Below are 22,403 nucleotides of genomic sequence, written 5' to 3'. Positions count from 1 at the left end.
GCTTTCAAACTGGGGCTTGATCAGCCATTGCCCGCGGGTGTCGATGTAGCCGTAGCGGTGGTTTTGCTCGACCCCGCGCTAGCCCTTCCGAAAAAGTTTTCGGCGCTGTCGAACTGGGGGGCGATCGCCAGTTTTCCCAGATCATTAATGTAGCCCCAGCGCTGCCCGACGGAGATTCGCGCCAGTCCTTCCGAGAACTCGTAGGCCCCTTCGCGGTAGATGCCGATGGGATCGACTTCGATTTTGAGCGGGATGGCAATGTCGCCAGACTTGCTGATGTAGCCGAGGCGATTCTTTAGCACGACGGCCGCCAGCCCTTCAGAAAAGTTTCGTGCCAGGTCAAACTGAGGGGCGATCGCCAGTTCGTAGCGTGGTCGCTCCGGTTCGCCCAAAAATTGGGCAAGCTCCTCTGGGGAAAGGGTTTTTGCAGTCGGCAGCACGGGCAGCGCCGCCCGTACCTCGGCCACAGACCGGAAGCGCTGCTCGACCGATTGACGCACCATGCCATCCAGCGCATCGGCAAGCTGAGCGCTGACCCGCGCCTCGTCCCCGCCACGCGATTTCGCCCGTCGCCGGGATCGCGGGGAAGCTGTTTGGGAGAATAGCCCCGTGAGCGCCTGAATCGCCAGCATTCCCAGCGCGTAGAGGTCGCTGGCAGGAACGGGCTGTCCGGCAGACTGTTCGGGCGGCACGTAGCCCGCCGTACCAACGGTCTGCGTAAAGTAGGGCTTGCCCTCGGCATTCACCATTAAATGGCGGATCACCTTGACATTGCCAAAGTCGATCAGCACTAGCTTTTTGTCGCTCCAGCGGCGCAGCAGGTTTTGTGGCTTCAGGTCTTGATGCACGACGTTCTGGGCATGGGCCACTGCCAGGATCTCTAGCACCTCATGCAAAAAGCCCAGCACTTCTTTCTCATCGCGGCGATCGCCCAAAAACAGCGACTGCCGCAGGTCGTGCCCGTCGATCAGCTCTTGCACCAGATAAAACTCACCGCCCTGCTCCAGATGGTCGTAGAGCTTGGGGATTTGGTCGTGCTTGCCGATCACGTACAGCTTTTCGACTTCGGCTTCAAAGAGCGATCGCGCCTGCGCCAGCACCGATGGCAGCTTCGACTGGGGCTGAATCTTTTTGACCACGCACTTGGGGACTATTGCGACGATAGGTATCTTCGGCGAGATACGTCTTGCCGAAGCCACCCCGTCCTAATTCTCGAATCGTTTCATATCGCCCCGCCGATTAACATTGCTTTGCCCTATCGCGCCCCCCCCCGGCGCTCACCGCTGGATTAGCTGTATTAGACAAACCCTGAAAACGTGGATGCCTGTTTCAGACTGCCCTGCTTCAGAATGCCCACTTCCTGGAGGCAATTTCTCAAGCGTGAACCCAGCCAAATTGCCCTCGTCTAGGCATTGCCCCATTGCTTTAAGAAAAATTAAATGGAAACCCGTATTATCCCGGGTGGGAAGCCCGATCCTGGCGATCGCTCCTCTCTCCCGTAGAATGAGTTTATGTACCGGGTTAGCCGGACTGTATGATCTCACGCTTCAGGGATTCAGATACCGGGTTTTGGATTCTCGATTTTCGATTTCGGGCTCAACCCCCGATGGCTCCTAAACGTCCAAAGTCTCAAAATCCAAAATCCCCAAAATCTAAAATTCCTATTCCCCCAACCCCTCACTTCTAAAGACACTATGCAACCCGACTAGTCCTGACAAATTCACTGAAAAAGCCTGGGAAGCCATTGTCAACACCCCAGGAAATTACCCGCCAGGCCAAGCAGCAGCAGATCGAAACCGAGCACCTGATGAAGGCGCTGCTAGAGCAAGAGGGTCTGGGCCGTCAGCATTTTCAACCCGGGCGGGTGTGAACGTGCAGCGGGGTGCGCGAGTTTACCGATAGCTATATTGCGCGGCAGCCGAAAGGTGTCGGGCGGTGGCTCGTCGGTGTATCTGGGGCGATCGCTCGATACGCTGCTGGATCGCGCCGAAGCCGCCCGCAAGGAGCTGGGCGACGACTATATTTCCGTCGAACACTTGCTGCTGGCTTATCCTAAAGATGACCGATTTGGGCGATCGCTGTTTCAAGACATCCGGCTCGACGAAGCCAAGCTCAAGCAAACCGTAGAACAAGTGCGAGGCAGCCAAAAAGTGACTGACCAAAACCCCGAAGGCAAGTACGAAGCGCTGGAAAAATATGGCCGCGATCTGACCGAATCCGCCAAGCAGGGCAAGCTCGACCCCGTGATTGGGCGGGATGATGAAATTCGCCGGACAATCCAAATCCTGTCGCGCCGCACCAAGAACAAACCCCGTGCTGATCGGTGAGCCTGGTGTCGGGTAAGACGGCGATCGCCCGAAGGGCTAGCCCAGCGCATCGTTAAGGGCGACGTGCCAGAATCGCTGAAAGATCGGCGGCTGATTGCGCTGGACATGGGTGCGCTGATCGCGGGCGCGAAGTATCGCGGCGAGTTTGAAGAACGCCTGAAGGCAGTGCTGAAGGAAGTCACCGACTCCAATGGGCAAATTATTCTGTTCATCGACGAGATCCACACCGTCGTCGGCGCAGGTGCAACCCAGGGCGCAATGGACGCGGGCAACCTGCTGAAGCCCATGCTGGCGCGGGGCGAACTGCGCTGCATCGGCGCGACCACGCTGGATGAATACCGCAAGTACATCGAAAAAGATGCTGCCCTAGAGCGCCGCTTCCAGCAGGTATATGTAGATCAGCCGACGGTGGAAGATACGGTCTCGATTCTGCGGGGTCTGCGCGAACGCTACGAAAACCACCACGGCGTGAAGATCTCCGACAGTGCGCTGGTGGCCGCCGCCATGCTGTCGAACCGCTATATTTCTGACCGCTTCTTGCCCGACAAGGCGATCGACCTGGTGGACGAAGCCGCCGCCAAGCTGAAGATGGAGATTACCTCCAAGCCAGAAGAACTGGACGAGGTAGACCGCAAGATTTTGCAGCTTGAGATGGAAAAACTGTCGCTGCAAAAAGGAAACAGACACCCGCCCTCGCGCGATCGCCTGGAGCGGCTCGAAAAAGAACTGGCCGACCTGAAGGAAACCCAAACCGCGCTAAATGCTCAGTGGGATGCGGAAAAGGGCATCATTCAAGACATCCAGCGCATCAAGCAGGAGATCGAAAAGGTCAACATCGAGATTCAGCAGGCTGAGCGCGACTATGACCTCAACCGCGCCGCCGAGTTGAAGTATGGCAAGCTGGCTAGTCTCCAAAAAGAACTAATCGATGCCGAAACGCGCCTAGCCCCAGACCCCAAACCAGCGGCAAAATCCCCTGCTGCGGGAAGAAGTCACCGAATCTGACATTGCCGAAAATCATCTCCAAGTGGACGGGCATCCCCCGTCAGCAAGCTGGTGGAGTCGGAAATGCAGAAGCTGCTGCACCTGGAGGACGAACTGCACCGCCGCGTGATTGGGCAAGACGAAGCCGTGACCGCTGTGGCGGACGCGATCCAGCGATCGCGCGCCGGACTCTCCGACCCCCAACCGCCCGATCGCCAGCTTCATCTTCCTGGGCCGACGGGCGTGGGCAAAACGGAACTCGCCAAAGCCCTGGCCAGCTACCTGTTCGACAGCGAAGAGGCAATGGTGCGGATCGACATGTCGGAATACATGGAGAAGCACGCGGTGTCCAGACTGATCGGCGCACCGCCGGGCTATGTCGGCTATGACGAAGGCGGGCAGCTCACCGAAGCCATTCGCCGCCGCCCCTATGCTGTGGTGCTGTTCGACGAAATCGAAAAAGCCCACCCCGACGTGTTTAACGTGATGCTGCAAATTTTGGATGATGGGCGTGTTACCGACTCTCAGGGGCGCACGGTCGATTTCAAAAACACCATCATCATCATGACCAGCAACATCGGTTCGCAGTACATCCTCGATGTGGCCGGCGACAACAGCCGCTATGACGAAATGCGGAGTCGGGTGATCGAGGCGATGCGATCGCACTTCCGCCCCGAATTTCTCAACCGGGTAGACGAGTTCATCATCTTCCACAGCCTGCAAAAGTCGGAACTGCGGAACATCGTGCGGCTGCAAGTGGCGCGATTGGAGCAGCGGTTGGAAGACCGCAAGATGGCGCTGCGCCTTTCCGACGCCGCCCTCGACTTCCTCGCCGAGGTGGGCTACGACCCGGTCTATGGCGCTCGTCCGCTGAAGCGGGCCATCCAGCGCGAACTGGAAACGGCGATCGCCAAAGCCATCCTGCGCGGCGAATTCACCGACGGCGACACGATCTGCGTCGATGTGGAGAACGAGCGGTTAGCCTTCAAGCGGCTGCCCGCCGAGCTAACCACCGTCTAGTGGCGCGATGAGGCAACTCTTGCATCCCCCCTTGGCCTTTTTAGGCTGAAGGGGGGATCGGGATTGCCCACTTCAAGCCCAGTCCTGAACACATCGGGTTTGCACCCAAAACCTCTATAACTGGAAATAGTGAATTCCTGACACCGCCAATGCTCATCTCTGCCGATACTCGCGTTCCGTTTCCCCGCCCGCTGGTTTATTCCACCTACCGCGACAAGCTCATGGAACTGGTGCCTTATATGCCGAATATTCGCGGCGTGCAGGTGCGATCGCGCGAGGGCAGCGGCGACTGGATAAAATTCGTCAACGAGTGGCAGGGAGGCGGCGATATCCCAACCGCCGCCCGCGCCTTTTTGAATGAATCGATGCTGTCTTGGACGGAACACGCCGTCTGGCATGGCGATCGCTTCACCACCGAATGGCAAATTGAAACCCACGCCTTTACCGAAGCGGTGCGCTGCTTGGGCACCAACCACTTCTTTGAAGACCAGGGGATGACCGTGATCGAAAGTCGGGGGGAACTCATTATTGATCCCCGCAAGCTCAAGGACGTTCCGCCGTTCCTGGCAGGCATGGTCAGCGGCATCGTAGAAGACTTTCTGGGCAAAAAGATCGGCCCCAACCTGATGCAAATGGGCAGCGGCGTGACGACCTATTTAGAACGCGAAACCGTTCGCCCGTAGAGCGTTCAGAATCCGCCACGCATCTTTCAAGCTGCCTGATCACTTCAGCAATCGACAGCTTGAAAGATCACCAATCAGGCTAGCGACGCTTTGCGGCGGGTGGTTCGTGCTTTTTTAGCCGTCTTCGTAGTAGTCGCCGGAGTAGCTTTAGCAGGCTGCTCTGCCGCAGGTCGAATCGGCCCATCAAAGGAAATCAGAAACGAAGTTTGGGGCAAAACGCGACTCACCAGTTTTAGGTAGGACTCCGCATCGTTGCGATAGCGAAACCGCGCTACGGGAGCATTCTGCATAGTGGGCAGCAACTTGTAGACAACCCAAGGGCTAAGCTGATCTTGATAGGTCATAATAATGGCTCCTTGCTGAGATTTAGTTGAAATTTAAGCAATGGTATGGTTGCCGCCGGACTTGAAAAGCAGCTTGTTGAGCAAAACCCTGGAGCATATTCCAGGTAGCGCATCCCAGGTAGCGCACTCCAGACAGAGCGCTCTCTAAAGCAGCGTCTAGTTCTGAAAGATTTGCCTGAAAGAACTGCCTGAAAGAACTGCCTGAAAGACCTGGTTGAATCTGCTTCAGTGAAGCCGAATCTATCTCCAGCGCCCACGCAGGTACGCTGCACCCTGATCTTCAACCTGCGGCATGAAACAAGCCGACAAAAAGCAGATCTTCAATGCTAGAAACATTGAAGAATCAGCAGTTCAAACAACTTATGTCAAACAACCTCTAGCAGCGCTTGAACCGCTGCCCACAGTCTTGAAGCCTGAGTGGTAACCGAAACCCGTAGCGTAAACTCAGATCAAATCCAAATCCAAATCAAACCCGGAACATCAAAGCCAGATCGACTTCAACCAAAATTGCGTCCGATCGAAATCATCTCCACAGCCTCACCAGCATAACCGACCGTTGGCGTTCTAACTTCTTTTTCAAGAATCTAGACGCGCTCCCAGAGCGGATTTTCGAGTCATTACACAGTCTTTACAGACAAAAAGACAGCACAATGCAGAAACTCAGCCTAGGAAACAACACCTATAATTCGCCGCTCAGAAGTATGCAAAACACGCCTCAAGACGCTACTGCTGACCCAAGTTGTTCCTGTAACTACTATATATAGTTGTCTGATCGAAAAAAATCAACTGTATATGGGGTCTGTCGGGAAAACTAAATATTTCTTTACACTTTGCGCTTTTGGGTCGGCAATCGGAATAAGCGCCATTCTTGCAATCTCGGTCGAGTCAAGACTCAGGCAGAAGCCGGAGTTTCAGCCGCAGTTTTAATTGCAGCCTCAGCCAAGGCTTTGCCAGCGACTACTTGAGAAGTGTGTGCCCGCAGTTGCTCCACAATATCCTGCACGCCGTCTTGATTGAGCCGATAGCTGAGCGGATGGGCAATCAGTCGGGCCGTACTTTCAAACAGGCGATCGATTTCAATCAGGTTATTTTCCTGGAGGGTGCGCCCGGTCGCCACCAAGTCCACGATCGCCTCTGACATCCCTGTGATTGGCCCCAGCTCTACAGACCCATAGAGCGGCACGATGTCTACGGGTAAGTCCAGGCTCTGAAAATAGTCGTGGGCGCAGCGCACAAACTTGGACGCAACTCGGCAGTGGGGCGGCAGATCAAGTGCGGCGCGGTAGGGACTGGTCGCTTTGACCGCGACCGACATGCGGCATTGCCCAAATCCTAAGTCCACCAGATGGGCAACCTTGGGCTGTTTTTCACGCAACACATCGTAACCAATTACGCCCAGGTGTGCTTGTCCATATTCCACATAAACGGGCACGTCGTAATTACGAACTAGCAGCCCGTGCGCCCGTCCGCTGGCATCAAGGATTTCAAGCTGGCGATTGGCTGGGTTGAGAAACTCGCTGAAATCAAGCCCGATAGCTTGAAAAAGCTGAATACTGTCTTTTAGCAGTCCACCTTTGGGCAGCGCAACGGTCAACATAGAGAAGAAAATAGATGGCTTTACTGATGTAAATTTTAGTTGATTTCTGTACTCATTGAACCGAATCTAGCGCTAATCAAACTCAGAAATGACTCGTTTGGATGAGGCGAGCGGGTGAGGCGATCGCCAGCATCTCAAAGTATTCTTTAAATATGTTTCTTGATGGGAGGGAATTGAGTTGTGAAGCTCACTCCCAAGTTTTGGCCTTCAATATTTTGGCTTTCAATTTCTGGAGTGAAGATTCAGACCTGACACTCCGTGGCAGAATCCAGTACAGCGTTTTTGAAGCTAGTGAGATACGCGGATAAACAAGCATCCCTCGCCTCGTGAGGGCAGTGCATGCCTCACCCTGAAAGAAAATGCTGTACTGAAGCAAGCTAGCCTGAATAGGCAGAAATGACTCTTTGTAAGTTTATTTTCATGGCTTTTTGCATAGCTTTGATGCTTCAATCGCAAAAGCTTAATCAATTTTGTAAAACACTTAGCTTAGTTTGGGGTTGATTTTATGTACGGTTACCATGCAATACAGCTTCCTCAGATGATGCTTGGGGCATCCTTGCAGCGGCAAGGTCGATCCAGGCTTTATCTTAGTCTCCTCTTATCTAACGTAAATAGAATTACCTTATGGTTGCCCAGCCTATTTTCGCTAATTTGGTGCAGCAACCAATCTGGGCAAACAAACTCTTCGGATAGCCTTCCAGAGGAATCGAGAACGGATCGTGAAGCGCCTGAACCGCTGGCTCATACAACCAAAGACGCTCAACGGGACGTTCCAGCAGATGAATTTAGCGGTTTCTGGATGCAAGAACAAATGATAGAGAATGTAGATATCACTTCAGACAGTGTTTACTCTTTTGAGGTGGCTGAATCTCGCTGTTTGCGCCACTGCTGGACATCCAATCGCAACTCAGAGAACCGATGTCTTGTAGGATGTTGGCAGGAGTGTGAACCGGGCAGTGGGTGCTGTAATTGGGACGCTGAGAATGGAGGAGATCTCTAATTGGTTGATCTGATGGTGAGTTTGTCGGTGGTGGGCGATCGCCCAACTGGATTAGCCACCTACGCGCTCAATGTTGCGCCCTATTTATCCATTCAAAACACACTGCTTTTAGCCTCCCTGGAAGCACAGCGTCAAATTTCTAAAACCCAGGCGCAAGGACTTTCCTGTTATGAAATTCCTGCTGGAATGAGCGCTGAACATGGCAAGGCAGGACACGCCAGGCGACTGCGCTGGACCCAAGCTCAGCTTCCCAAAATTTATCAGACTTTGAAGGCAAAGCTCGTTTTTTCTCCACTCCCCGAAGCGCCGCTATGGAGTCGGTGTCGCTCAGTGGTGATGGTGCATGACCTGATTCCGCTGCGGTTTCCAAACTGGCGATCGCCCCTCACAATTTATGCCAAATACTATGTGCCGCTGGTGCTAAATCAGGCGCTACATATTGTCTGCAACTCGCAGGCGACAGCGAATGATATTGTTGCTTTTTACAACATTTCGGCGGATAAGATTACGCCGATTCCGCTGGCCTACAATGCCGACCATTTTCGCTGGCTCGATTTACCCACCAGTAACTATTTTGTTTATCTAGGGCGGCAAGATCCCTACAAAAATCTGCACCGCGTTTTAGATGCGTTTGCAGCGCTGCCCCGCCGCCAAGACTATGAACTGTGGCTGGTGGGTTCGACCGATCCCCGCTTTGCGCCCGACCTGATTACGCACGCCGAAGCGCTGGGCATCGCAGCCCAGGTAAAGTTTTTGGACTACGTGCCCTACGCCGACCTGCCCCAGGTGCTAAATCGGGCGATCGCGCTTCTGTTTCCCAGCCTGTGGGAAGGGTTTGGCTTTCCGGTGCTGGAGGCGATGGCCTGCGGCACGCCCGTCATCACGTCGAATCGCTCGGCAATGCCAGAGGTGGCGGGGAAGGCGGCGCTGCTGGTGAACCCGGAAGATACCGGGGCGATCGCCCATGCTATGCAGCGCTTGGTGACAGAACCCGACGTGCGATCGCACCTCCGCACCGCTGGACTGGCCCGCGCCCGCCAGTTTAGCTGGGAAAAAACCGGAGCCACGACTCGCGCACTGCTGAGTCAATTTTTGTAGCCAATTTTTATAGCAAGCGCTTGAGCAAGGTCTATCGCAACTAGCTCCCGGAGCGTTTGCAGCAAGCCACCCCGCCCCTCACTTCGGCTGCCACACCACCAAAATCACACCCGCCACAATCAGCCCCAGCCCCACCAGCCGCACACCAGGAATCGTTTCCTTGAAGACAAAATAGCCCAACAGCACCGAAAACACGTAGCTGAGCGCGACCGTTGGCCCCACCACGCTGAGTTTGACGCGAGTTAGCACCAAAATATACACCACTGCGCCCAACCCGTAGCAAGCCAGCCCGATCAGCAAATCCGGCACGGTGAGAATGCTCAACACATGGCTGATGGCATTACTCGCCTCAACGCGACCCAGCTTTAGTGCGCCCGATTTCAAAAAAAACTGCCCCGCAACGCCAAGGGCAATAGAGGAAAGCAGCAAAGCAAGCTCGGCTGGGGTCACGGCAAGTCACGCTGAAAACGTCTTCATCAGTCTACAGCGTTTCTAAAGCCATCGACTCGTTTGCGATGGGTATATCAGGTCGCTAGCGATGGCGGTGGCTGCGGCAGCGCACCAGAAAATCAGGTAAATCCAGCGGATTGAACCGCGAGACAAGCGGTTCAGAGAGGCTGTTGAGGCTGTTGCTGTCGAGGGTGGCCACAACTTCCATCATGGTCATCAGCTCAGAGAAAATCGCAGTTAGCTCTGGATCGACCTGTTCGCTGGCGAGTAGATGCACCTGTACGCTGTCGAGCAGTTCTTTGAAGCCGGCGATTTGGCGCTGGCTGGCAATGTACTGATCTTTCCAATAGTGGATGGTGGCTTCGTACTCGCTGACCTGGCGGGCATGGTGAAAGATTTGCTCCTGGATGTCGCTATTTTGGGCTTCCAACTCAGCGATGCGGGCCCGATAGCGATCGCACTCTGCTTCCAACTCCCGGTTATTTTGCAGCCATAGGGTTTGCAGCCGCATCTGCCGTCCTAGCTCAATTTCTAGCTCATCGGCTTTGATCTGAGCGCGGGCCAGGTCTTGCCCCAGCGTGGCGATCGCATTTGTCCGGCGAGCGACAGGGCGAGTTCGGATCGCAGACGAGGGCAGCGCCGACCGCAATCCACCCGTTGGTTCCTGGCTTGGGCCCCGGGATGCCTGAATCTGGGCCAGCGCCGATTCCATCTCGGCAACTCGGGTTTCGGCGGCGCTCAGGGCAATGGCTAGATGCTGAACCTGCTGCTGCGATGCTTCTAGCTGTCCCTGGAGGCGATAGGACAGTTCTTGCGCGTACTGGGCCGCTTCTTCGAGCTGCTGCATCCGCTGGTGGGTTGCGTCTGGCGATTCTCGGCCGTTCCATCCATCGCGCCCGTGGCCTTGGCTCAGACCGCTAAGCTGGATTCGCAGCCGATCCAGTTCTTCCTGCTGCGCCTGAAAGCGGGCTTCGGCTGCGGCAAGTTTTTCCTGGGTTTGGCGATCGCGCTCGTAGGCTTCGGCAAGCTGAGCATCAATGATCTGCTGCTGCTGCTTGAGGCGAACTTTGAGGCGGGCGATCGCCTGCTGCTGCACGCTGGCAAACTTTTCGGTGGCGGCAAGCTGCGTTTCTAACAAACCCTGGTCTTGCATTTGCAGCCGCAGCTCATCCATGCAAGACAGGGCCTGGTCAAGCGCCTTTTCGAGATGGTGAATGCGGGCGGTGCGCTCTCGATCTTGCGATCGCAATTGGGCCAACTCACTCAACAGCCGCGTATATTGTGGCGATTCAACGGGCAATTCGGCTGATAGTTCCACAACTGGCGCTTTAACAGCCACTACGCTTGGACTCGAATCCTCTCCCCTGAGAGGACTGCCGCCCAAATCATTGCCACTAAAGCTCGCTCCGTCAGAACTGGCTTCGACGGAAAGAGATGACCGCTCTGGTGTCGCGGAAACCATTGTCCAATCTGGTTGTGACACGCAGCGCCTCCCGATCGTTTTGCCACACAATACTCAGCCAACCGTGGGATAACCAGTGGGTTTAAAAGGAAACTTAAATCAGAAGCGTAGCCAGCAGAAACTAATCAAAGCAACAAACTAAACCTTATGCCCAGGATGACAAGAACCGACCCATTAAAATGAATTAAACTTGCTCAATCTTGCTCAATGCTTAGCGCTCTAGGGAATGTCAACATATACCAAGAGCAAAAATGCCAAGAGTAAATGCCAAAAGTATTAACTTAAGCCACTTATAACATCAGCTAAGCAGTTACCAATGAGCAGTTACCAAACCAACTCCTAGAAGATTCCAACAACGAACAAAACTCGACTATTTGATCTCGATTAATTTTTGATCTCGACTATTTGAACTCGACCATTTACTCGACCATTTAAATTATTAAATTATCTGTGTCATTCCCCATGTGTCTGAGCCTCATGAATAGCGTAACAACAGGTTCGTCCTCTATCGAGAGGATCAACCCAGGGAATTAAAGTCAAGCTTATGTCGAAGCGCTCAGGCAAGTTTACCTGAACAAAACTGATCTAGAAGATGCACGATCAATCTATTAACAATCTATTAAAAACAGAAGCGTAGTGAAGAAGACCAAGCAATCACCATGCAGTCTATGAAGAACATAGCCTTTGCAACCGATGCTTGCTTCTAATTGATCCTAGTTTACAGGATGTGTTCAGCAGATCCGAGATTCAACTTGAAAGAAGCAAGGCTGAATCCGCTTTCTTGTCGCGCCAGCCCAGCTAGCACTGCCTATCCATCTGCGATCGCCCGATTTGTTAAAGAAATCTGAAATCTACAAGGCGCGGACTGTCACCTCAGCGCACGTCAGAAGAGACTGTCTCCAGACCCGCGCTGTTGAGCGACCAGCGATAGTCAATGGGCACATTGGCGCGGCTCAGGCTTTCCTCTAGGCGCTTCTGTTGGGTCAGCGCCTTTCGCAGCGTACTGATTAGCTCATGAACTTGGGCCTGATGCTGAGACTGGTGCTGAGCAGCGGGCGTGGTCTGGCGTTCCAGCAGTTGCAGCAGCAGTTCGTAGTGAATATGGGACGGCAGGGGGATCGGTTCCATGGGGTTCTAAAGGCTAACTCTAATCAGGGCTAAAAAGGCTAAAAAGATGCAGAAAAGTGTCTTGTCCAGCGCAGCTTGGAGCGAGGCAGGCAGGGGCGACCCAAAGAATCGGTGAACAAATGTCTCAGATTTGTTCAAATTTGTTCAAACCTGAGATACACCACCTCCATGCTTAGGCATAAACCGCTATCTATTGCTGATATCGGAGCGCTGAGCATGACTGCGGTCGGTTGCCCATCCGGCTGACCCAATCGAGTGACGGCAGTCTACTATGAGGCTGCGTCAATAGGCTGGCCGTTCGTAGTGGTGACTTCAGTCGCTATTCACGGCTAGTCCCTCAGAGGCAGTCTAATAGTCTGCACTACAAGCTAGCGGCAGAACTTCCGCCTTAGAGGATTAGCTGGCAAACAGACTGGCGATCGCCGCTGCGGGGTCGGGCTGTTTGACCAGCGACTCCCCAATTAGCACGGCTTCGACACCTGCTTGCTTTACGCGGCGGAGGTCTGTCGGAGTGTGCAGTCCCGACTCGCTTACCGTTAGAATGCCCTGTTTTTGAATTTGAGCTTGCCGATCGGCCAACAGACTGCAAGAGGTTTGCAAGTCTACGGAAAAGTCCTGCAAGTTGCGATTGTTAATACCGACCAAATGGACACCTTGCAGTGCCAGCACTCGATCCAACTCTTCGAGGGTGTGAACCTCGACCAGGGCAGTCATGTTAAGTGCCTGAACTATCTTGATAAAGTATTGTAAATCCTTGTCCGAGAGAATTGCTGCAATCAGTAATACCGCGTCGGCTCCGTGCAATCGGGCCATATAGATCTGGTAAGGATAAATCACAAAGTCTTTGCACAGCAGGGGGACATCGACCGCATCGCGCACCTGCTGAAGATAGGCAAAACCGCCCTGAAAAAACTTTTCGTCCGTCAAAACGGAAATGCAGGCGGCCCCAGCTTGCTCGTAGGCGCGGGCGATCGCCACCGGGTCAAAATCTTCTCGAATTACGCCCTTACTGGGTGATGCCTTCTTCACCTCGGCAATCAGCGCCGGACTCGTCTTGCCCTGTCGCAGCGCGTTCAAAAAATCTTTCGGCGGCGGCAAATCTTTTACTTTCTTTTGCAAGTCCAGCAGCGAGACGCGATCGCGCATCTGATCGACTTCGGTTTCCTTGTGCCAGACGATTTCTTCGAGAATATGCTGCGGCTGCGCGTCTGGCGCACTGATCTGATACCGCAGGTTTTCTACCGCAACGGCGGGGTTGGGTGGGCGACGACGGATTTGCATTGAGGGAAAAGGGGGTGGGGAAAGAGGAAAGAAGGAAGAGGGAAGAAGGAAGAACGAAGAGATAAAAGGTTTCTTTTTTCGTTCTTCGTTCTTCGTTTTTCGTTTAATGCGCTGTAACTGCCCGCTTATAGGCTTCGTCCAGCACTTCCGACAGCGTGGGGTGGGTGTGGACGAGGTAGGCGAGGTCGTTGACGGAGCGGCGCTGGGCGATCGCATTGGCGGCTTCCTGGATCAGGTCGGAGGCGTGTAGCCCGATAATGTGGGCCCCCAGCACTTCGCCCGTGTCTTCACGGTAGATCACCTTGGCCACGCCGTCGGTTTCGCCTTCGGCCAGGGCTTTGGAGTTGCCTTTGAAGTAAGAGCGAGAAACAGCGACCTTGAAGCCCTCAGCCTTGCCCAGTTCCACAGCAGCGGGTTCCGTCATGCCGACAAAGCTGACTTCGGGATGGGTAAAGGCGGCGGCGGGAATGCTGCGGTAATCCACCTGGCGGGGGCGATCGCACATATTTTCTACTGCCACAATGCCCTGCGCCGAGGCCGCATGAGCCAGCATCATCTTGCCCGTGGCATCACCAATCGCCCACAGATGCGGTGCGGGCTGCCCGTCTATCAGCACCTGCATCTGGTCATTGACGGGAATAAAGCCGCGCCGATCGAGTTCGATGCCGACGGTTTCCAGCCCCAGATCCTTTGTGGCGGGAATGCGGCCCGTTGCTACCAGGCAAGCGTCTACTTCCAGCACTTCCACGACTTCTTTGGTCTTCACGTCCGCCAGCTCGATCACCACAGGGGAACCGGGCTTCACCGTCTTGGCTAGCAGCCCCACGCGAGTTTCGATGTCGCGGGGCGCAATCAAAATGCGCTGCGCCAGCTTAGCGATATCGGGGATCAAATCCCGGGCATGAGCTGGTCGAGCGCTTCAACAATGGTGACTTCGCTGCCCAGCGCAGTGTAGATGTCGGCAAACTCCAGACCGATATAGCCGCTGCCGATCACCGCGACCCAGTTGGGCAACCAGTCGAGCTTGATTGCGTCGTCGCTGGTAAACACCGTCTTGCCGTCTAGCTCGATTCCCGGCGGCACAAAGGGCACGGAACCGGGCGAGAGAATAATGTCTCTGGCGGTTACAATTTTTTCGCCTTCGGCAGTGGCGATGCTCACCTTTTGGGCACCTGCCAGCTTTCCCCAGCCGTGGATGATGTCCACGCCGAGTCGCTTGAGGCTGTTGGTGAGGTCGCCCTGAATCTTGCTGACGAGATTGGCGGCGTGGTCGGCGATCGCCTGTCGATCAAACCCGACGTTGCCTAGCTGAATGCCCAGATTCTTCAGGTGATGAGCATCGCGCAGCTCGCGCACCCGCCCCGACGCAGCCAGCAGCGCCTTCGAGGGAATGCAGCCCCGGTTGACGCAAGTGCCGCCCATGTCTGCCGCTTCGATGATGGCGGTCTTCAGTCCGCTGCTGACGGCATGGAGGGCCGCGCCGTGCCCCCCCACGCCCGCGCCAATAATCACCAGGTCGTAATCAAATGCTTCGCTCACGTCTGCTTCTCCGAAGGGATGTCCGTTTGAATTTCTTAATTGTTTATCTGTTCTAGGGGCTACTCATGGAGTGTTTCTTGCAGGTGCAGCCCGCGAGAAATAGTCCAAAATCCAGAAAACTTATCGCAAGTGCGTAAGTCCTATGTTCTAAATTCTACGTGAATTTCGGGCACGGCTTTGGAAGGTGGATATGGGGAACGTCGCACATAATTCCGCGTATTTCACAGGCAGGCGATCGCCCCTCAATGTCGGAAATTAAGCAGATTTTCTGACGCATTGCGAAAGCCACAGGGGCAAGCTGAAGAAACCGGATCATACCCTTCAAGTCCATTGGGCTTTCCCATTTCTCCAGCAGAGCTGGGCATTTTCAAAGCAGTTCACTAGACTGGGAAGGGTTTTCCGACCAGACCGCGTGAACAAACGAGTTTCCTCTCGCCGGGGTTTCCATGAATGGAGGGTTCTATGAATGGAGACATTAGGAGACTGTTTAGGAGACTGTTTTTCCCAGCGTCGATCAGGAGTCTGCTATGATCTCACAGCAAAGAGAGCTACGGTATGCAGCATCTCAGGCGTTTATCGAGTCGCTTGATCAACTGAGCGATCGCCTCAGCCAACCCGATCCAGCTTTAGCGGCTGAGCCAGCCCGCCGAGACACCAGCCGAGACACCACCAGAGCGCGATCGCCCCAGTTCACGGTGCAAGATCTGGAAGACGCTGTGGCAGACATCGAGCAATTTACGCAAGAGCGGAGCGCGTAAGCCTGGCTTTCAAGACTGGCTACGCTGTCGTCGCGCCTCATAAACCAGCAGAGCAGCGGCGATCGCCACATTCAGCGACTCCACGCCAGCCGCCAGCGGAATGCTCACGGCACAATCCGCCAGTTCCCGACAGCGCAGGCGACAATCCCCGCGCCCTCGTTTCCCAGCAAAATCAGCGTAGGCCGAGTGAAATCAGTTTCCCAGTAGGTCTGGGCGGCACCGGGCAGCGTAGACACGACCTGTCCGCCTGCGCTCCGAAACTGCTGCACCACGCTGGTCAAATTCTCGGCAACGCCCATCGGCAGCCGAAACCACTGCCCCGCCGTCGCCCGCAGCACCTTGGGATGATCCAGATCTACGCTGTCGGCGCTGAGCCACAGCCCGTCTGCTCCAGCGGCCGCAGCAGTGCGAATGACCGTTCCCAGGTTGCCCGGATCTTGCACCGTCTCCAGCGCCAGCCCCAGGCTGAGTCGGGCGCTGGGCTGCGGCATGGCAGACTGGCGCGGAGCCGTCGCCACCACGCCATCGGGGTGAACCGTCGTGGCGATCGCCTCCAGCACGGGTTCGCTCACCAGCTCCAGCCGCTCCGCTCGCCCACTGACCGCCGCAAACAAGTCGGGATAGCGCGATCGCCAGCTTTCCGTGCAGCACACCACCGCCAGCGGATAGCCCACCGCCAGCGCCTCTTGCAGCAGATGTGTCCCCTCCAGCAAAAACTGCTGCTGTTCGCGTCGGCCTTTGCCCTGATGCAGCTTACGGAGTTGCTTGGTCAGGGGATTTTGCAGGCTGGTCAGCATGGCGAGAATAGGAGAAGTTTGGGGTTGCTTTGGCGCTCTGGCAGCGAAAAGCCCAGGCGAGCGCTTCTGATTAATCTTTTGTTGCAATCTGCAATGGAATGATAAGCAAATCAAACGAGCGATCGCCCTTTCGCCGCCATTTCAATCAAATGTCGCAGATTCCCTGGAGAAATGGCTGATTTTCAGAGGAATTCAGCCGAGGAATTCAGGATTCACTCGCCCCAAACCAGATCCGCGCAAAGCCCCAGCCTGGAGTCCCCATATAAGACCCCATAAAAAGAAATGACCAGCAGCGATCGCTGCCAGCCATCCTTTCAATGCGGAACCCGGGACTTGAACCCGGAAGTCTTTGCAGACACTAGAACCTGAATCTAGCGCGTCTACCAATTCCGCCAGTTCCGCATCAACGCATATCAACGCTGCGATTTACCATCATGCTGCATAGATGAAACTTTCGTCAACTCTTGCGGACAATTTTTTTGAAGATTTTTGCAGTGGGGCGATCGCGCAACTTTATTCAGGTAATGGGCAAAGCTATAGACACAAGAATCCTTTCCGGTAAAATCAAGACCAAATTCCGTCAAGAGATTTGCCAAGACACGAAAGTCGGGCATCAAGCTGGGGAATGGTATGACATGAACTGGTAGGACAAACAAAAGCAAGAAATAGGACAAACGAAAGAAAGGCTTTAAGATTGACAGGCGCACTTGGAGGACAGACCCATTAACCCCTCTCTTAATTCACCCGTGACTCATTCTTCACCTGAAGAACGCAGCCCCGTTCTGGAAATCATTGGCGGACACCGCCTAAGCGGCGAAGTTCGTATCAGCGGTGCCAAAAACTCAGCGCTAGTGCTGATGGCTGGTTCGCTCTTGTGCAGCCAGGATTGCCGCATTCGCAATGTGCCCTCTCTGGCCGATGTGGCCCGCATGGGCGAAGTGCTGAGCGCCCTGGGTGTCAAGATTACCCGCAGCGAAGATGCGCTGGAAATCGATGCCCGCCACCTCAGCCAGTCGAAAGCGCCCTACGAGCTAGTGAGCCAACTCCGGGCTAGCTTTTTCATCATTGGGCCGCTGCTAGCACGGCTGGGCATTGCCCGAATTCCCCTACCCGGCGGCTGCGCCATTGGAGCGCGTCCAGTCGATCTGCATGTGCGCGGCCTGCAAGCGATGGGCGCGGATGTGCAGATCGAGCATGGCACAGTTCACGCCTGCATTCCCGGTGTGAATCGGCGGCTGAAGGGGGCACGCATTTACCTCGACTATCCCAGCGTCGGCGCAACAGAAACGCTGATGATGGCGGCAACGCTGGCTGATGGCGAGACGATTCTAGAAAACGCCGCCCAAGAGCCGGAAGTGGTGGATTTGGCTAATTTCTGTCGAGCGATGGGCGCACGGATTCGCGGCGCGGGCACGAATACCATCGTGATTTCGGGCGTGCCCAGCCTCCACTCGGTCGATTACGCCGTAATTCCTGACCGGGTAGAAGTGGGCACATTTTTGGTGGCAGGCGCGATTACGCAGTCTGAACTGTCGCTGGCTCCGGTGGTGCCCGACCATCTGACAGCGGTAATTGCCAAATTGGGGGCGATCGGCTCTGAAGTGATTCAGGAAACGCCCAACCGCCTCCGCATTGTGCCCGGTGCTTCGCGGGGCACCGACATCGAAACGCTACCCTATCCTGGCTTCCCGACGGATATGCAGGCGCAGTTTATGGCGCTGCTGACCCTCAGCGAAGGCGATAGCATCATCACTGAAACGGTGTTTGAAAACCGCATGGGCCATGTGGCAGAGCTAAACCGCATGGGCGCGGATATTCGCACCAAGGGGAATCACGCGGTGATTCGCGGCGTGCCGTTCCTCACGGGTGCGCCTGTGGTGGCGACGGATCTGCGGGCATCGGCGGCGCTGGTACTGGCCGGTCTGGCAGCACGCGGCACCACGATTATTCAGGGCTTGCACCATCTGGATCGAGGCTACGATGACCTGGAAGGCAAGCTGAAGCTGCTGGGGGCCCAGATCCGCCGGGTGAAAGGTGATGCGGGGGCCGAGTCGGTTTCATCCCTGCCTGTGATGCCGCGCAGCTAGAGACTACAGGTCTATAACACCAAGACAGGGGGCAAGGATTCAGAGCGATCCTGGGCAGAAACCCCTCTTCGCTCTTTCCCTTTCCCTCTTCGTTCTTCCCTCTTCCTTCTTCCTACTTGCTTAAAACAGCGACTCTGGGGAGAAACACTTCCAGAAAGGCGGGCTGGCTGACGACGAGCGTTGGGAAGGGGCGATCGCCATAGTCTTGTCCTGATACCAGCGGAAAAATCGGCCCCGGCTCTAGCGGCTGCCACACGGCTCCGGCAGCTTGCACAATCGGCCAGACGGCGGCAATGTCCCAGATTTTGGGGGTGGCTTCGACTGCGCCCAGGGTCGCTCCTGCTGCTACCGTGAGCAGGTTATAGGTGGCAACGCCCAGCATCCGAACTTTGCAGGGGAACGGCTGCTGCTGGAGGATGGCAATGCTGCGGGCGCACAGGTTAAAGAAATGGTTGCCGCTGGGCGCGTCGGGGCTAGGGGCGATCGCCCGTCCATTGCAAAAAGCTCCGGTCGGCATCTCCAGTCCGCTGTTGCCGGGCCAGTAGCCGTAGAACGACTGGCTGATGGGCGGCAGATACACATAGCCAAAGACGGGCGTGCCGCGATAGAGCAGCCCCAGCGAAATGCCCCAAATCGGGATGCCCCGCGCAAAGTTGGTCGTGCCGTCGAGCGGGTCGATGATCCAGCACCAGTCCTGATGCGGAAAAACGTGGGTCAACTCTTCGCTGAGGATGCCGTGGTCGGGAAACCGCTGGGCGATCGCCCCCCGCAGGGTTTCATCGGCCCAGCGGTCAGCCCCCGTCACCAGGCTGCCGTCGGTCTTTTCGTCGGCCTGCACCTGCCCAAAGTCCTGGAGCAGTTGCTGGCCAACTGAGTGAGTAGCGGCTTCGGCAAAGTCGAGAATGTCGGGCCAGTGCATTGGGGGTTGGGGGTTAGGGACGCTTTTGCTGCTGGTTGCGGACTTCGCGCGAAACGTAGCCGTCGAGGGCAGGATCGTAGATGCCAAACAGGGAGCCGTCAGCGTTGTAGACCTCAATCGGGATTTGAGCCGTTTCGCCGACGGTGGCGATCGCCCGCAGCAGTGGGTTGAAGTGGGCCATGATGGCCGAGTCCGGATCAGTCTCTTGCGTGACCTGAGTAATAGCGGCCGCCTCTTGCAGCACCCGATCATAGCTGGGCGTGATCCGCACCTGCATGACGCTGCCCTGCTGCGCGTAGGTGCAAATGCGCGGCGTACCGCTACAGTTTCGCTCTAGGTCTTGCTCGGCCGCCTGAGCGGCGATCGCCCCTTTCAGCTTTTCCTGCGCCGCCGCCAGGGATGCCCGATAAGACGACAGCAGCGGCTGCACTTGGGGATGGACGGTCGTGCCCACGGCCACCTGCTGCGCCGCCGCCAGCGCCCCCTGCCAGTGCTGCACTGCCTGCGACCATTGCCTGCGCTGCTCCGCCAGCGCCGCCAGATCTGCCAGCCGCAGTGCCCGCCGATGGGCAGCCACCGCCGTTTCTTCCTGCTGGAGACGGGCGCTGCTGTCGAGCAGACGCGGCTGGTAGAGCGCCAACAACTGCTGAGCTTCGGCGTAGGCCATCGCCGTTTCGGGAACCTGCTGCAACAGGGCGATCGCCGTTCGCCAGGTGCCGTGGGCCTCCAGCCGAGTGTCCATCGACGTGGCCGCACCCTGTCGTGCTTCCGCCAGTTCCACCGCCTGCCGCGCCCGATTCACCCAGTCCTGCGCCTGCTGCTCCAGGGTGATGCGCTGCTCAATCATGGCCAGATTTTCGGCATATTCCAGCCGCTTCTGCTGAGCCAAATCATAGACCGGGCTGGATTCTGACACCTGCTGCAACTGGGCGATCGCCTTTTCCCAGAGCGCCTGCGCCCGCTGCCACACCTCCAGCGGATGGGGAGGATTTTGGGCCATCTCGACGGCTTCGGTTGCGGTCGCTTGGGCCGACAGCACTTGCCCCAGCGCGGCGACCGTCGATTCGGTCTGTTGCTGCATCTGGTTCGCCGCTGCATAGTGGCGCGACCAGCGAGGAACCCGACTGAGGCGATAGCTGGCATCAGTAAGCTGCGTGTAAGACTTGGACACGTCTTGCAGCGTCGCGCCCTGGCTCAACTGCTGGCTCACTGCCTGATGCAGCCGCTCTACAGTCTGCAACTCCGCACAGCCGCCCATCACACAGGGGCGGGTCAGGGCGTAAAACGTGCCGCCAAAGGCCAGCGCCGCAACCCCCACCGCCAGGGCGATCGCCATTCTAGGCAGCGCAAATCTCCCCGTTTCGGCCATAATCAGGTCTTGCGCGGAATCCGGCAGCAACGCCTCTGCTGAGTCTGCCGCATCCAGACTGGCAGCATCCTGTGTAGAACGAGACAACCGCTCTGGCGCTGCGGCTGAGACAAAGGTGTTCAATTTATCTTCATATTTATCCTCTTTATCCTTATGCTGACTATCCTCCTGAGGCCTGGTCTGGTCTCTATCGCTCGCAGAGGGCACTGACCCGTCCAGGCGAAACTGGTGAATCGCATAGGGACGAGGCTGTCCAGCCGCCCGCAAATAGACCCGCACAGACAGCGGCCGAACCGGGGTGGGAGAATCGGGAGATTTCGCTGGGGAAAGGTTGGGGGGCGATCGCCGTAGTTCATCCTCCAGACAAGCGAACATCTCTGAAGCCTCAAAAGTCTCTAACCGACGGACGGCGGAAGCCGCTCCAGGGTCAGGCGAAACCTGCTGCACCAACACCATCAGCACGCCTTCCCGCAGCGCACACCGCACCTGCACTGGCGGCAATCCTGGCTGCGCCCTCTGCAACAAGGTTTGCAACTGGAAGCCCAGCCGATGCAATTCCGAAGGGGGGGTTGCTGTTACCATGCCGTCTATCATGCTCTAGAAGAACCGTAGATCAGCGGTCTGCCACACCGCTACGCTAGGATCGAGTCCCATATCCCTGGATGCTTACCCAAATCAATTGACCAGAGCAATTGACCAGAGCAATTGACCAGAGGAATTAACCAGGACTGATGCAGCGAGCGGCTTACAAACTGCTCTCATACCACCACTCAGGTTTAATGGTAAACGCAAGCGACGAATCCTCCGCAGGTCATGGATATTTTAATCGTTGAAGACGAAGCCGAAATTGCCCAACTGATCCAGCTTTATCTAGAGAAAGAAGGCTTTTCTTGTCGCGTTTGCAGTGACGGGCAGACGGCCATTCGCGTATTTCAAGAACTCCAGCCCGACTTGATTATTCTGGACTTGATGCTGCCAGAGCTAGACGGGCTAGAGGTGTGTGCCCGCATTCGCCAAAAGCCCGGCCACAAAGACCCCTACATCCTGATGCTGACCGCGAAGGGCGAAGAGATGGATCGAGTGATCGGTCTGTCTACTGGCGCGGATGACTATATGGTGAAGCCGTTTAGTCCGCGAGAACTGGTGGCCCGCGTCCGGGCGCTGCTGCGGCGCACCCTGCGCCAGGGTGGACAGAGCAAAACCTACCATACGCAGCACTTTACGGTAGACGTAGACCAGCGGGCGGCCTATCGCCACGGCGACGGGCCAGGACAAAAGAGCGAACGGCTTGACCTAACTACGCTGGAATTTGACCTGTTGACTACCTTCATGAGCTATCCCGGCCGCGTGTGGAACCGGGCACAGTTGATTGAAAAACTCTGGGGTAGCGACTTCTTCGGGGATGAGCGCGTGGTAGATACGCACATTGCCCGCCTGCGGAAAAAAATTGAGTTCGACCCAGCAACGCCGAGCTTTGTAAAAACGGTAATCGGCGTAGGCTATAAGTTTGAAGATGCACCCAGCAGCTAGAGATCGATAGAACCTGCTAGACGCGGCTAC

At 56.1% G+C, this 22,403-nt stretch carries 22 protein-coding genes and 1 tRNA gene; 10 read left to right on the top strand and 13 right to left on the bottom strand.

All coding sequences use genetic code 11. The features are described 5' to 3' along the window. Positions 1-20: 20 nt before the first annotated feature. A complete protein-coding gene (locus O77CONTIG1_RS15780; RefSeq protein ID WP_068512360.1) occupies positions 21-1,139 on the bottom strand; it encodes a protein kinase domain-containing protein in 1,119 nt (372 codons plus the stop codon). Positions 1,140-1,744: 605 nt separating this feature from the next. Here O77CONTIG1_RS15780 and O77CONTIG1_RS28065 point away from each other — a divergent pair. From O77CONTIG1_RS28065 to O77CONTIG1_RS15770, 5 genes are all read left to right on the top strand, one after another. Continuing rightward, on the top strand, positions 1,745-1,870 hold the full coding sequence (locus O77CONTIG1_RS28065; protein WP_317134126.1) for a Clp protease N-terminal domain-containing protein: 126 nt from the start codon (positions 1,745-1,747) through the stop codon (positions 1,868-1,870). Positions 1,871-1,907: 37 nt separating this feature from the next. After that, complete coding sequence (locus tag O77CONTIG1_RS28060) at positions 1,908-2,327, top strand: Clp protease N-terminal domain-containing protein (protein ID WP_317134125.1); 420 nt, start codon at positions 1,908-1,910, stop codon at positions 2,325-2,327. A 105-nt stretch (positions 2,328-2,432) separates the two neighbouring features. Then, entirely contained in the window at positions 2,433-3,332 is a 900-nt protein-coding gene (locus O77CONTIG1_RS28055) for an AAA family ATPase (RefSeq protein ID WP_410503508.1), read from the top strand. Positions 3,333-3,395: 63 nt separating this feature from the next. Then, positions 3,396-4,331 carry an AAA family ATPase gene (locus tag O77CONTIG1_RS28050; protein ID WP_317134123.1) on the top strand — a complete coding sequence of 312 codons (936 nt, stop codon included), beginning with the start codon at positions 3,396-3,398 and terminating at the stop codon, positions 4,329-4,331. A gap of 149 nt (positions 4,332-4,480) precedes the next feature. Then, a complete protein-coding gene (locus O77CONTIG1_RS15770; protein ID WP_068512357.1) occupies positions 4,481-5,014 on the top strand; it encodes a hypothetical protein in 534 nt (177 codons plus the stop codon). A 74-nt stretch (positions 5,015-5,088) separates the two neighbouring features. On the opposite strand, the gene O77CONTIG1_RS15765 is transcribed toward O77CONTIG1_RS15770, so the two are convergent. Then, positions 5,089-5,358: a hypothetical protein gene (locus tag O77CONTIG1_RS15765; RefSeq protein ID WP_068512354.1), complete on the bottom strand. Its 270-nt coding sequence runs from the start codon at positions 5,356-5,358 to the stop codon at positions 5,089-5,091. Positions 5,359-5,650: 292 nt separating this feature from the next. On the opposite strand from O77CONTIG1_RS15765, the gene O77CONTIG1_RS27055 reads away from it, so the two are divergent. Next, positions 5,651-5,782 carry a hypothetical protein gene (locus O77CONTIG1_RS27055; RefSeq protein WP_255548791.1) on the top strand — a complete coding sequence of 44 codons (132 nt, stop codon included), beginning with the start codon at positions 5,651-5,653 and terminating at the stop codon, positions 5,780-5,782. A 468-nt stretch (positions 5,783-6,250) separates the two neighbouring features. Here O77CONTIG1_RS27055 and hisG read toward each other — a convergent pair whose 3' ends face one another. Continuing rightward, positions 6,251-6,955, bottom strand: a complete 705-nt coding sequence (hisG, locus tag O77CONTIG1_RS15760; protein ID WP_068512350.1) for an ATP phosphoribosyltransferase — start codon at positions 6,953-6,955, stop codon at positions 6,251-6,253. 1,000 nt (positions 6,956-7,955) lie between these two features. On the opposite strand from hisG, the gene O77CONTIG1_RS15750 reads away from it, so the two are divergent. After that, positions 7,956-9,053 carry a glycosyltransferase family 4 protein gene (locus O77CONTIG1_RS15750; protein ID WP_068512345.1) on the top strand — a complete coding sequence of 366 codons (1,098 nt, stop codon included), beginning with the start codon at positions 7,956-7,958 and terminating at the stop codon, positions 9,051-9,053. Between the two features lie 78 nt (positions 9,054-9,131). On the opposite strand, the gene O77CONTIG1_RS15745 is transcribed toward O77CONTIG1_RS15750, so the two are convergent. From O77CONTIG1_RS15745 to O77CONTIG1_RS28040, 6 genes are all read right to left on the bottom strand, one after another. Then, positions 9,132-9,482, bottom strand: coding sequence for an EamA family transporter (locus O77CONTIG1_RS15745; protein ID WP_286132355.1), 351 nt, complete (start codon positions 9,480-9,482; stop codon positions 9,132-9,134). 103 nt (positions 9,483-9,585) lie between these two features. Then, on the bottom strand, positions 9,586-10,965 hold the full coding sequence (locus O77CONTIG1_RS15740; RefSeq protein WP_156435331.1) for a hypothetical protein: 1,380 nt from the start codon (positions 10,963-10,965) through the stop codon (positions 9,586-9,588). 873 nt (positions 10,966-11,838) lie between these two features. After that, positions 11,839-12,093, bottom strand: coding sequence for a DUF5340 domain-containing protein (locus tag O77CONTIG1_RS15735; protein ID WP_068512337.1), 255 nt, complete (start codon positions 12,091-12,093; stop codon positions 11,839-11,841). Between the two features lie 396 nt (positions 12,094-12,489). Next, on the bottom strand, positions 12,490-13,374 hold the full coding sequence (gene trpC, locus O77CONTIG1_RS15730) for an indole-3-glycerol phosphate synthase TrpC (RefSeq protein WP_068512333.1): 885 nt from the start codon (positions 13,372-13,374) through the stop codon (positions 12,490-12,492). 103 nt (positions 13,375-13,477) lie between these two features. After that, a complete protein-coding gene (locus O77CONTIG1_RS28045) occupies positions 13,478-14,266 on the bottom strand; it encodes an FAD-dependent oxidoreductase (RefSeq protein WP_317134122.1) in 789 nt (262 codons plus the stop codon). After that, complete coding sequence (locus O77CONTIG1_RS28040) at positions 14,263-14,913, bottom strand: FAD-dependent oxidoreductase (RefSeq protein WP_317134121.1); 651 nt, start codon at positions 14,911-14,913, stop codon at positions 14,263-14,265. Before O77CONTIG1_RS28040 ends, O77CONTIG1_RS28045 begins: the two co-directional genes overlap by 4 nt. A 527-nt stretch (positions 14,914-15,440) precedes the next feature. Between O77CONTIG1_RS28040 and O77CONTIG1_RS15720 the strand changes: the two genes are divergently transcribed. After that, a complete protein-coding gene (locus O77CONTIG1_RS15720; protein ID WP_068512329.1) occupies positions 15,441-15,671 on the top strand; it encodes a hypothetical protein in 231 nt (76 codons plus the stop codon). Positions 15,672-15,775: 104 nt separating this feature from the next. Here the strand turns inward: O77CONTIG1_RS15720 and O77CONTIG1_RS15715 are convergent, their stop codons facing one another. Further along, on the bottom strand, positions 15,776-16,468 hold the full coding sequence (locus tag O77CONTIG1_RS15715; RefSeq protein WP_317134120.1) for a TrmH family RNA methyltransferase: 693 nt from the start codon (positions 16,466-16,468) through the stop codon (positions 15,776-15,778). 318 nt (positions 16,469-16,786) lie between these two features. Further along, positions 16,787-16,870 (bottom strand) — tRNA-Leu (locus O77CONTIG1_RS15710). A 344-nt stretch (positions 16,871-17,214) separates the two neighbouring features. Between O77CONTIG1_RS15710 and murA the strand changes: the two genes are divergently transcribed. Then, on the top strand, positions 17,215-18,555 hold the full coding sequence (gene murA, locus O77CONTIG1_RS15705; RefSeq protein ID WP_225894595.1) for a UDP-N-acetylglucosamine 1-carboxyvinyltransferase: 1,341 nt from the start codon (positions 17,215-17,217) through the stop codon (positions 18,553-18,555). 112 nt (positions 18,556-18,667) lie between these two features. On the opposite strand, the gene O77CONTIG1_RS15700 is transcribed toward murA, so the two are convergent. Together O77CONTIG1_RS15700 and O77CONTIG1_RS15695 are read right to left on the bottom strand one after the other, a co-directional pair. Further along, entirely contained in the window at positions 18,668-19,474 is an 807-nt protein-coding gene (locus O77CONTIG1_RS15700; protein WP_068512322.1) for an inositol monophosphatase family protein, read from the bottom strand. A 13-nt stretch (positions 19,475-19,487) separates the two neighbouring features. After that, positions 19,488-21,425 (bottom strand): tetratricopeptide repeat protein, encoded by a 1,938-nt coding sequence (locus tag O77CONTIG1_RS15695; RefSeq protein WP_068512319.1) that lies wholly within the window; start codon positions 21,423-21,425, stop codon positions 19,488-19,490. Between the two features lie 231 nt (positions 21,426-21,656). Between O77CONTIG1_RS15695 and O77CONTIG1_RS15690 the strand changes: the two genes are divergently transcribed. Beyond that, complete coding sequence (locus tag O77CONTIG1_RS15690) at positions 21,657-22,373, top strand: response regulator transcription factor (protein ID WP_068512316.1); 717 nt, start codon at positions 21,657-21,659, stop codon at positions 22,371-22,373. Positions 22,374-22,403: the final 30 nt, after the last annotated feature.

Source organism: Leptolyngbya sp. O-77, from assembly GCF_001548395.1.
Taxonomy (GTDB): Bacteria; Cyanobacteriota; Cyanobacteriia; order Elainellales; family Elainellaceae; genus Thermoleptolyngbya.
This window is presented reverse-complemented; position numbering and strand designations above follow the sequence as displayed.

Bases quoted from the DNA above. Each gene is read 5' to 3' on its own strand.
- O77CONTIG1_RS28055 (WP_410503508.1), top strand. From the start codon at position 2,433: ATGGGTGCGCTGATCGCGGGCGCGAAGTATCGCGGCGAGTTTGAAGAA.
- O77CONTIG1_RS28050 (WP_317134123.1), top strand. From the start codon at position 3,396: ATGCAGAAGCTGCTGCACCTGGAGGACGAACTGCACCGCCGCGTGATT.
- O77CONTIG1_RS15770 (WP_068512357.1), top strand. From the start codon at position 4,481: ATGCTCATCTCTGCCGATACTCGCGTTCCGTTTCCCCGCCCGCTGGTT.
- O77CONTIG1_RS15765 (WP_068512354.1), bottom strand. From the start codon at position 5,358: ATGACCTATCAAGATCAGCTTAGCCCTTGGGTTGTCTACAAGTTGCTG.
- O77CONTIG1_RS27055 (WP_255548791.1), top strand. From the start codon at position 5,651: ATGAAACAAGCCGACAAAAAGCAGATCTTCAATGCTAGAAACATTGAA.
- hisG (WP_068512350.1), bottom strand. From the start codon at position 6,955: ATGTTGACCGTTGCGCTGCCCAAAGGTGGACTGCTAAAAGACAGTATT.
- O77CONTIG1_RS15740 (WP_156435331.1), bottom strand. From the start codon at position 10,965: ATGGTTTCCGCGACACCAGAGCGGTCATCTCTTTCCGTCGAAGCCAGT.
- O77CONTIG1_RS15735 (WP_068512337.1), bottom strand. From the start codon at position 12,093: ATGGAACCGATCCCCCTGCCGTCCCATATTCACTACGAACTGCTGCTG.
- trpC (WP_068512333.1), bottom strand. From the start codon at position 13,374: ATGCAAATCCGTCGTCGCCCACCCAACCCCGCCGTTGCGGTAGAAAAC.
- O77CONTIG1_RS15720 (WP_068512329.1), top strand. From the start codon at position 15,441: ATGATCTCACAGCAAAGAGAGCTACGGTATGCAGCATCTCAGGCGTTT.
- O77CONTIG1_RS15715 (WP_317134120.1), bottom strand. From the start codon at position 16,468: ATGCTGACCAGCCTGCAAAATCCCCTGACCAAGCAACTCCGTAAGCTG.
- O77CONTIG1_RS15700 (WP_068512322.1), bottom strand. From the start codon at position 19,474: ATGCACTGGCCCGACATTCTCGACTTTGCCGAAGCCGCTACTCACTCA.
- O77CONTIG1_RS15695 (WP_068512319.1), bottom strand. From the start codon at position 21,425: ATGGTAACAGCAACCCCCCCTTCGGAATTGCATCGGCTGGGCTTCCAG.
- O77CONTIG1_RS15690 (WP_068512316.1), top strand. From the start codon at position 21,657: ATGGATATTTTAATCGTTGAAGACGAAGCCGAAATTGCCCAACTGATC.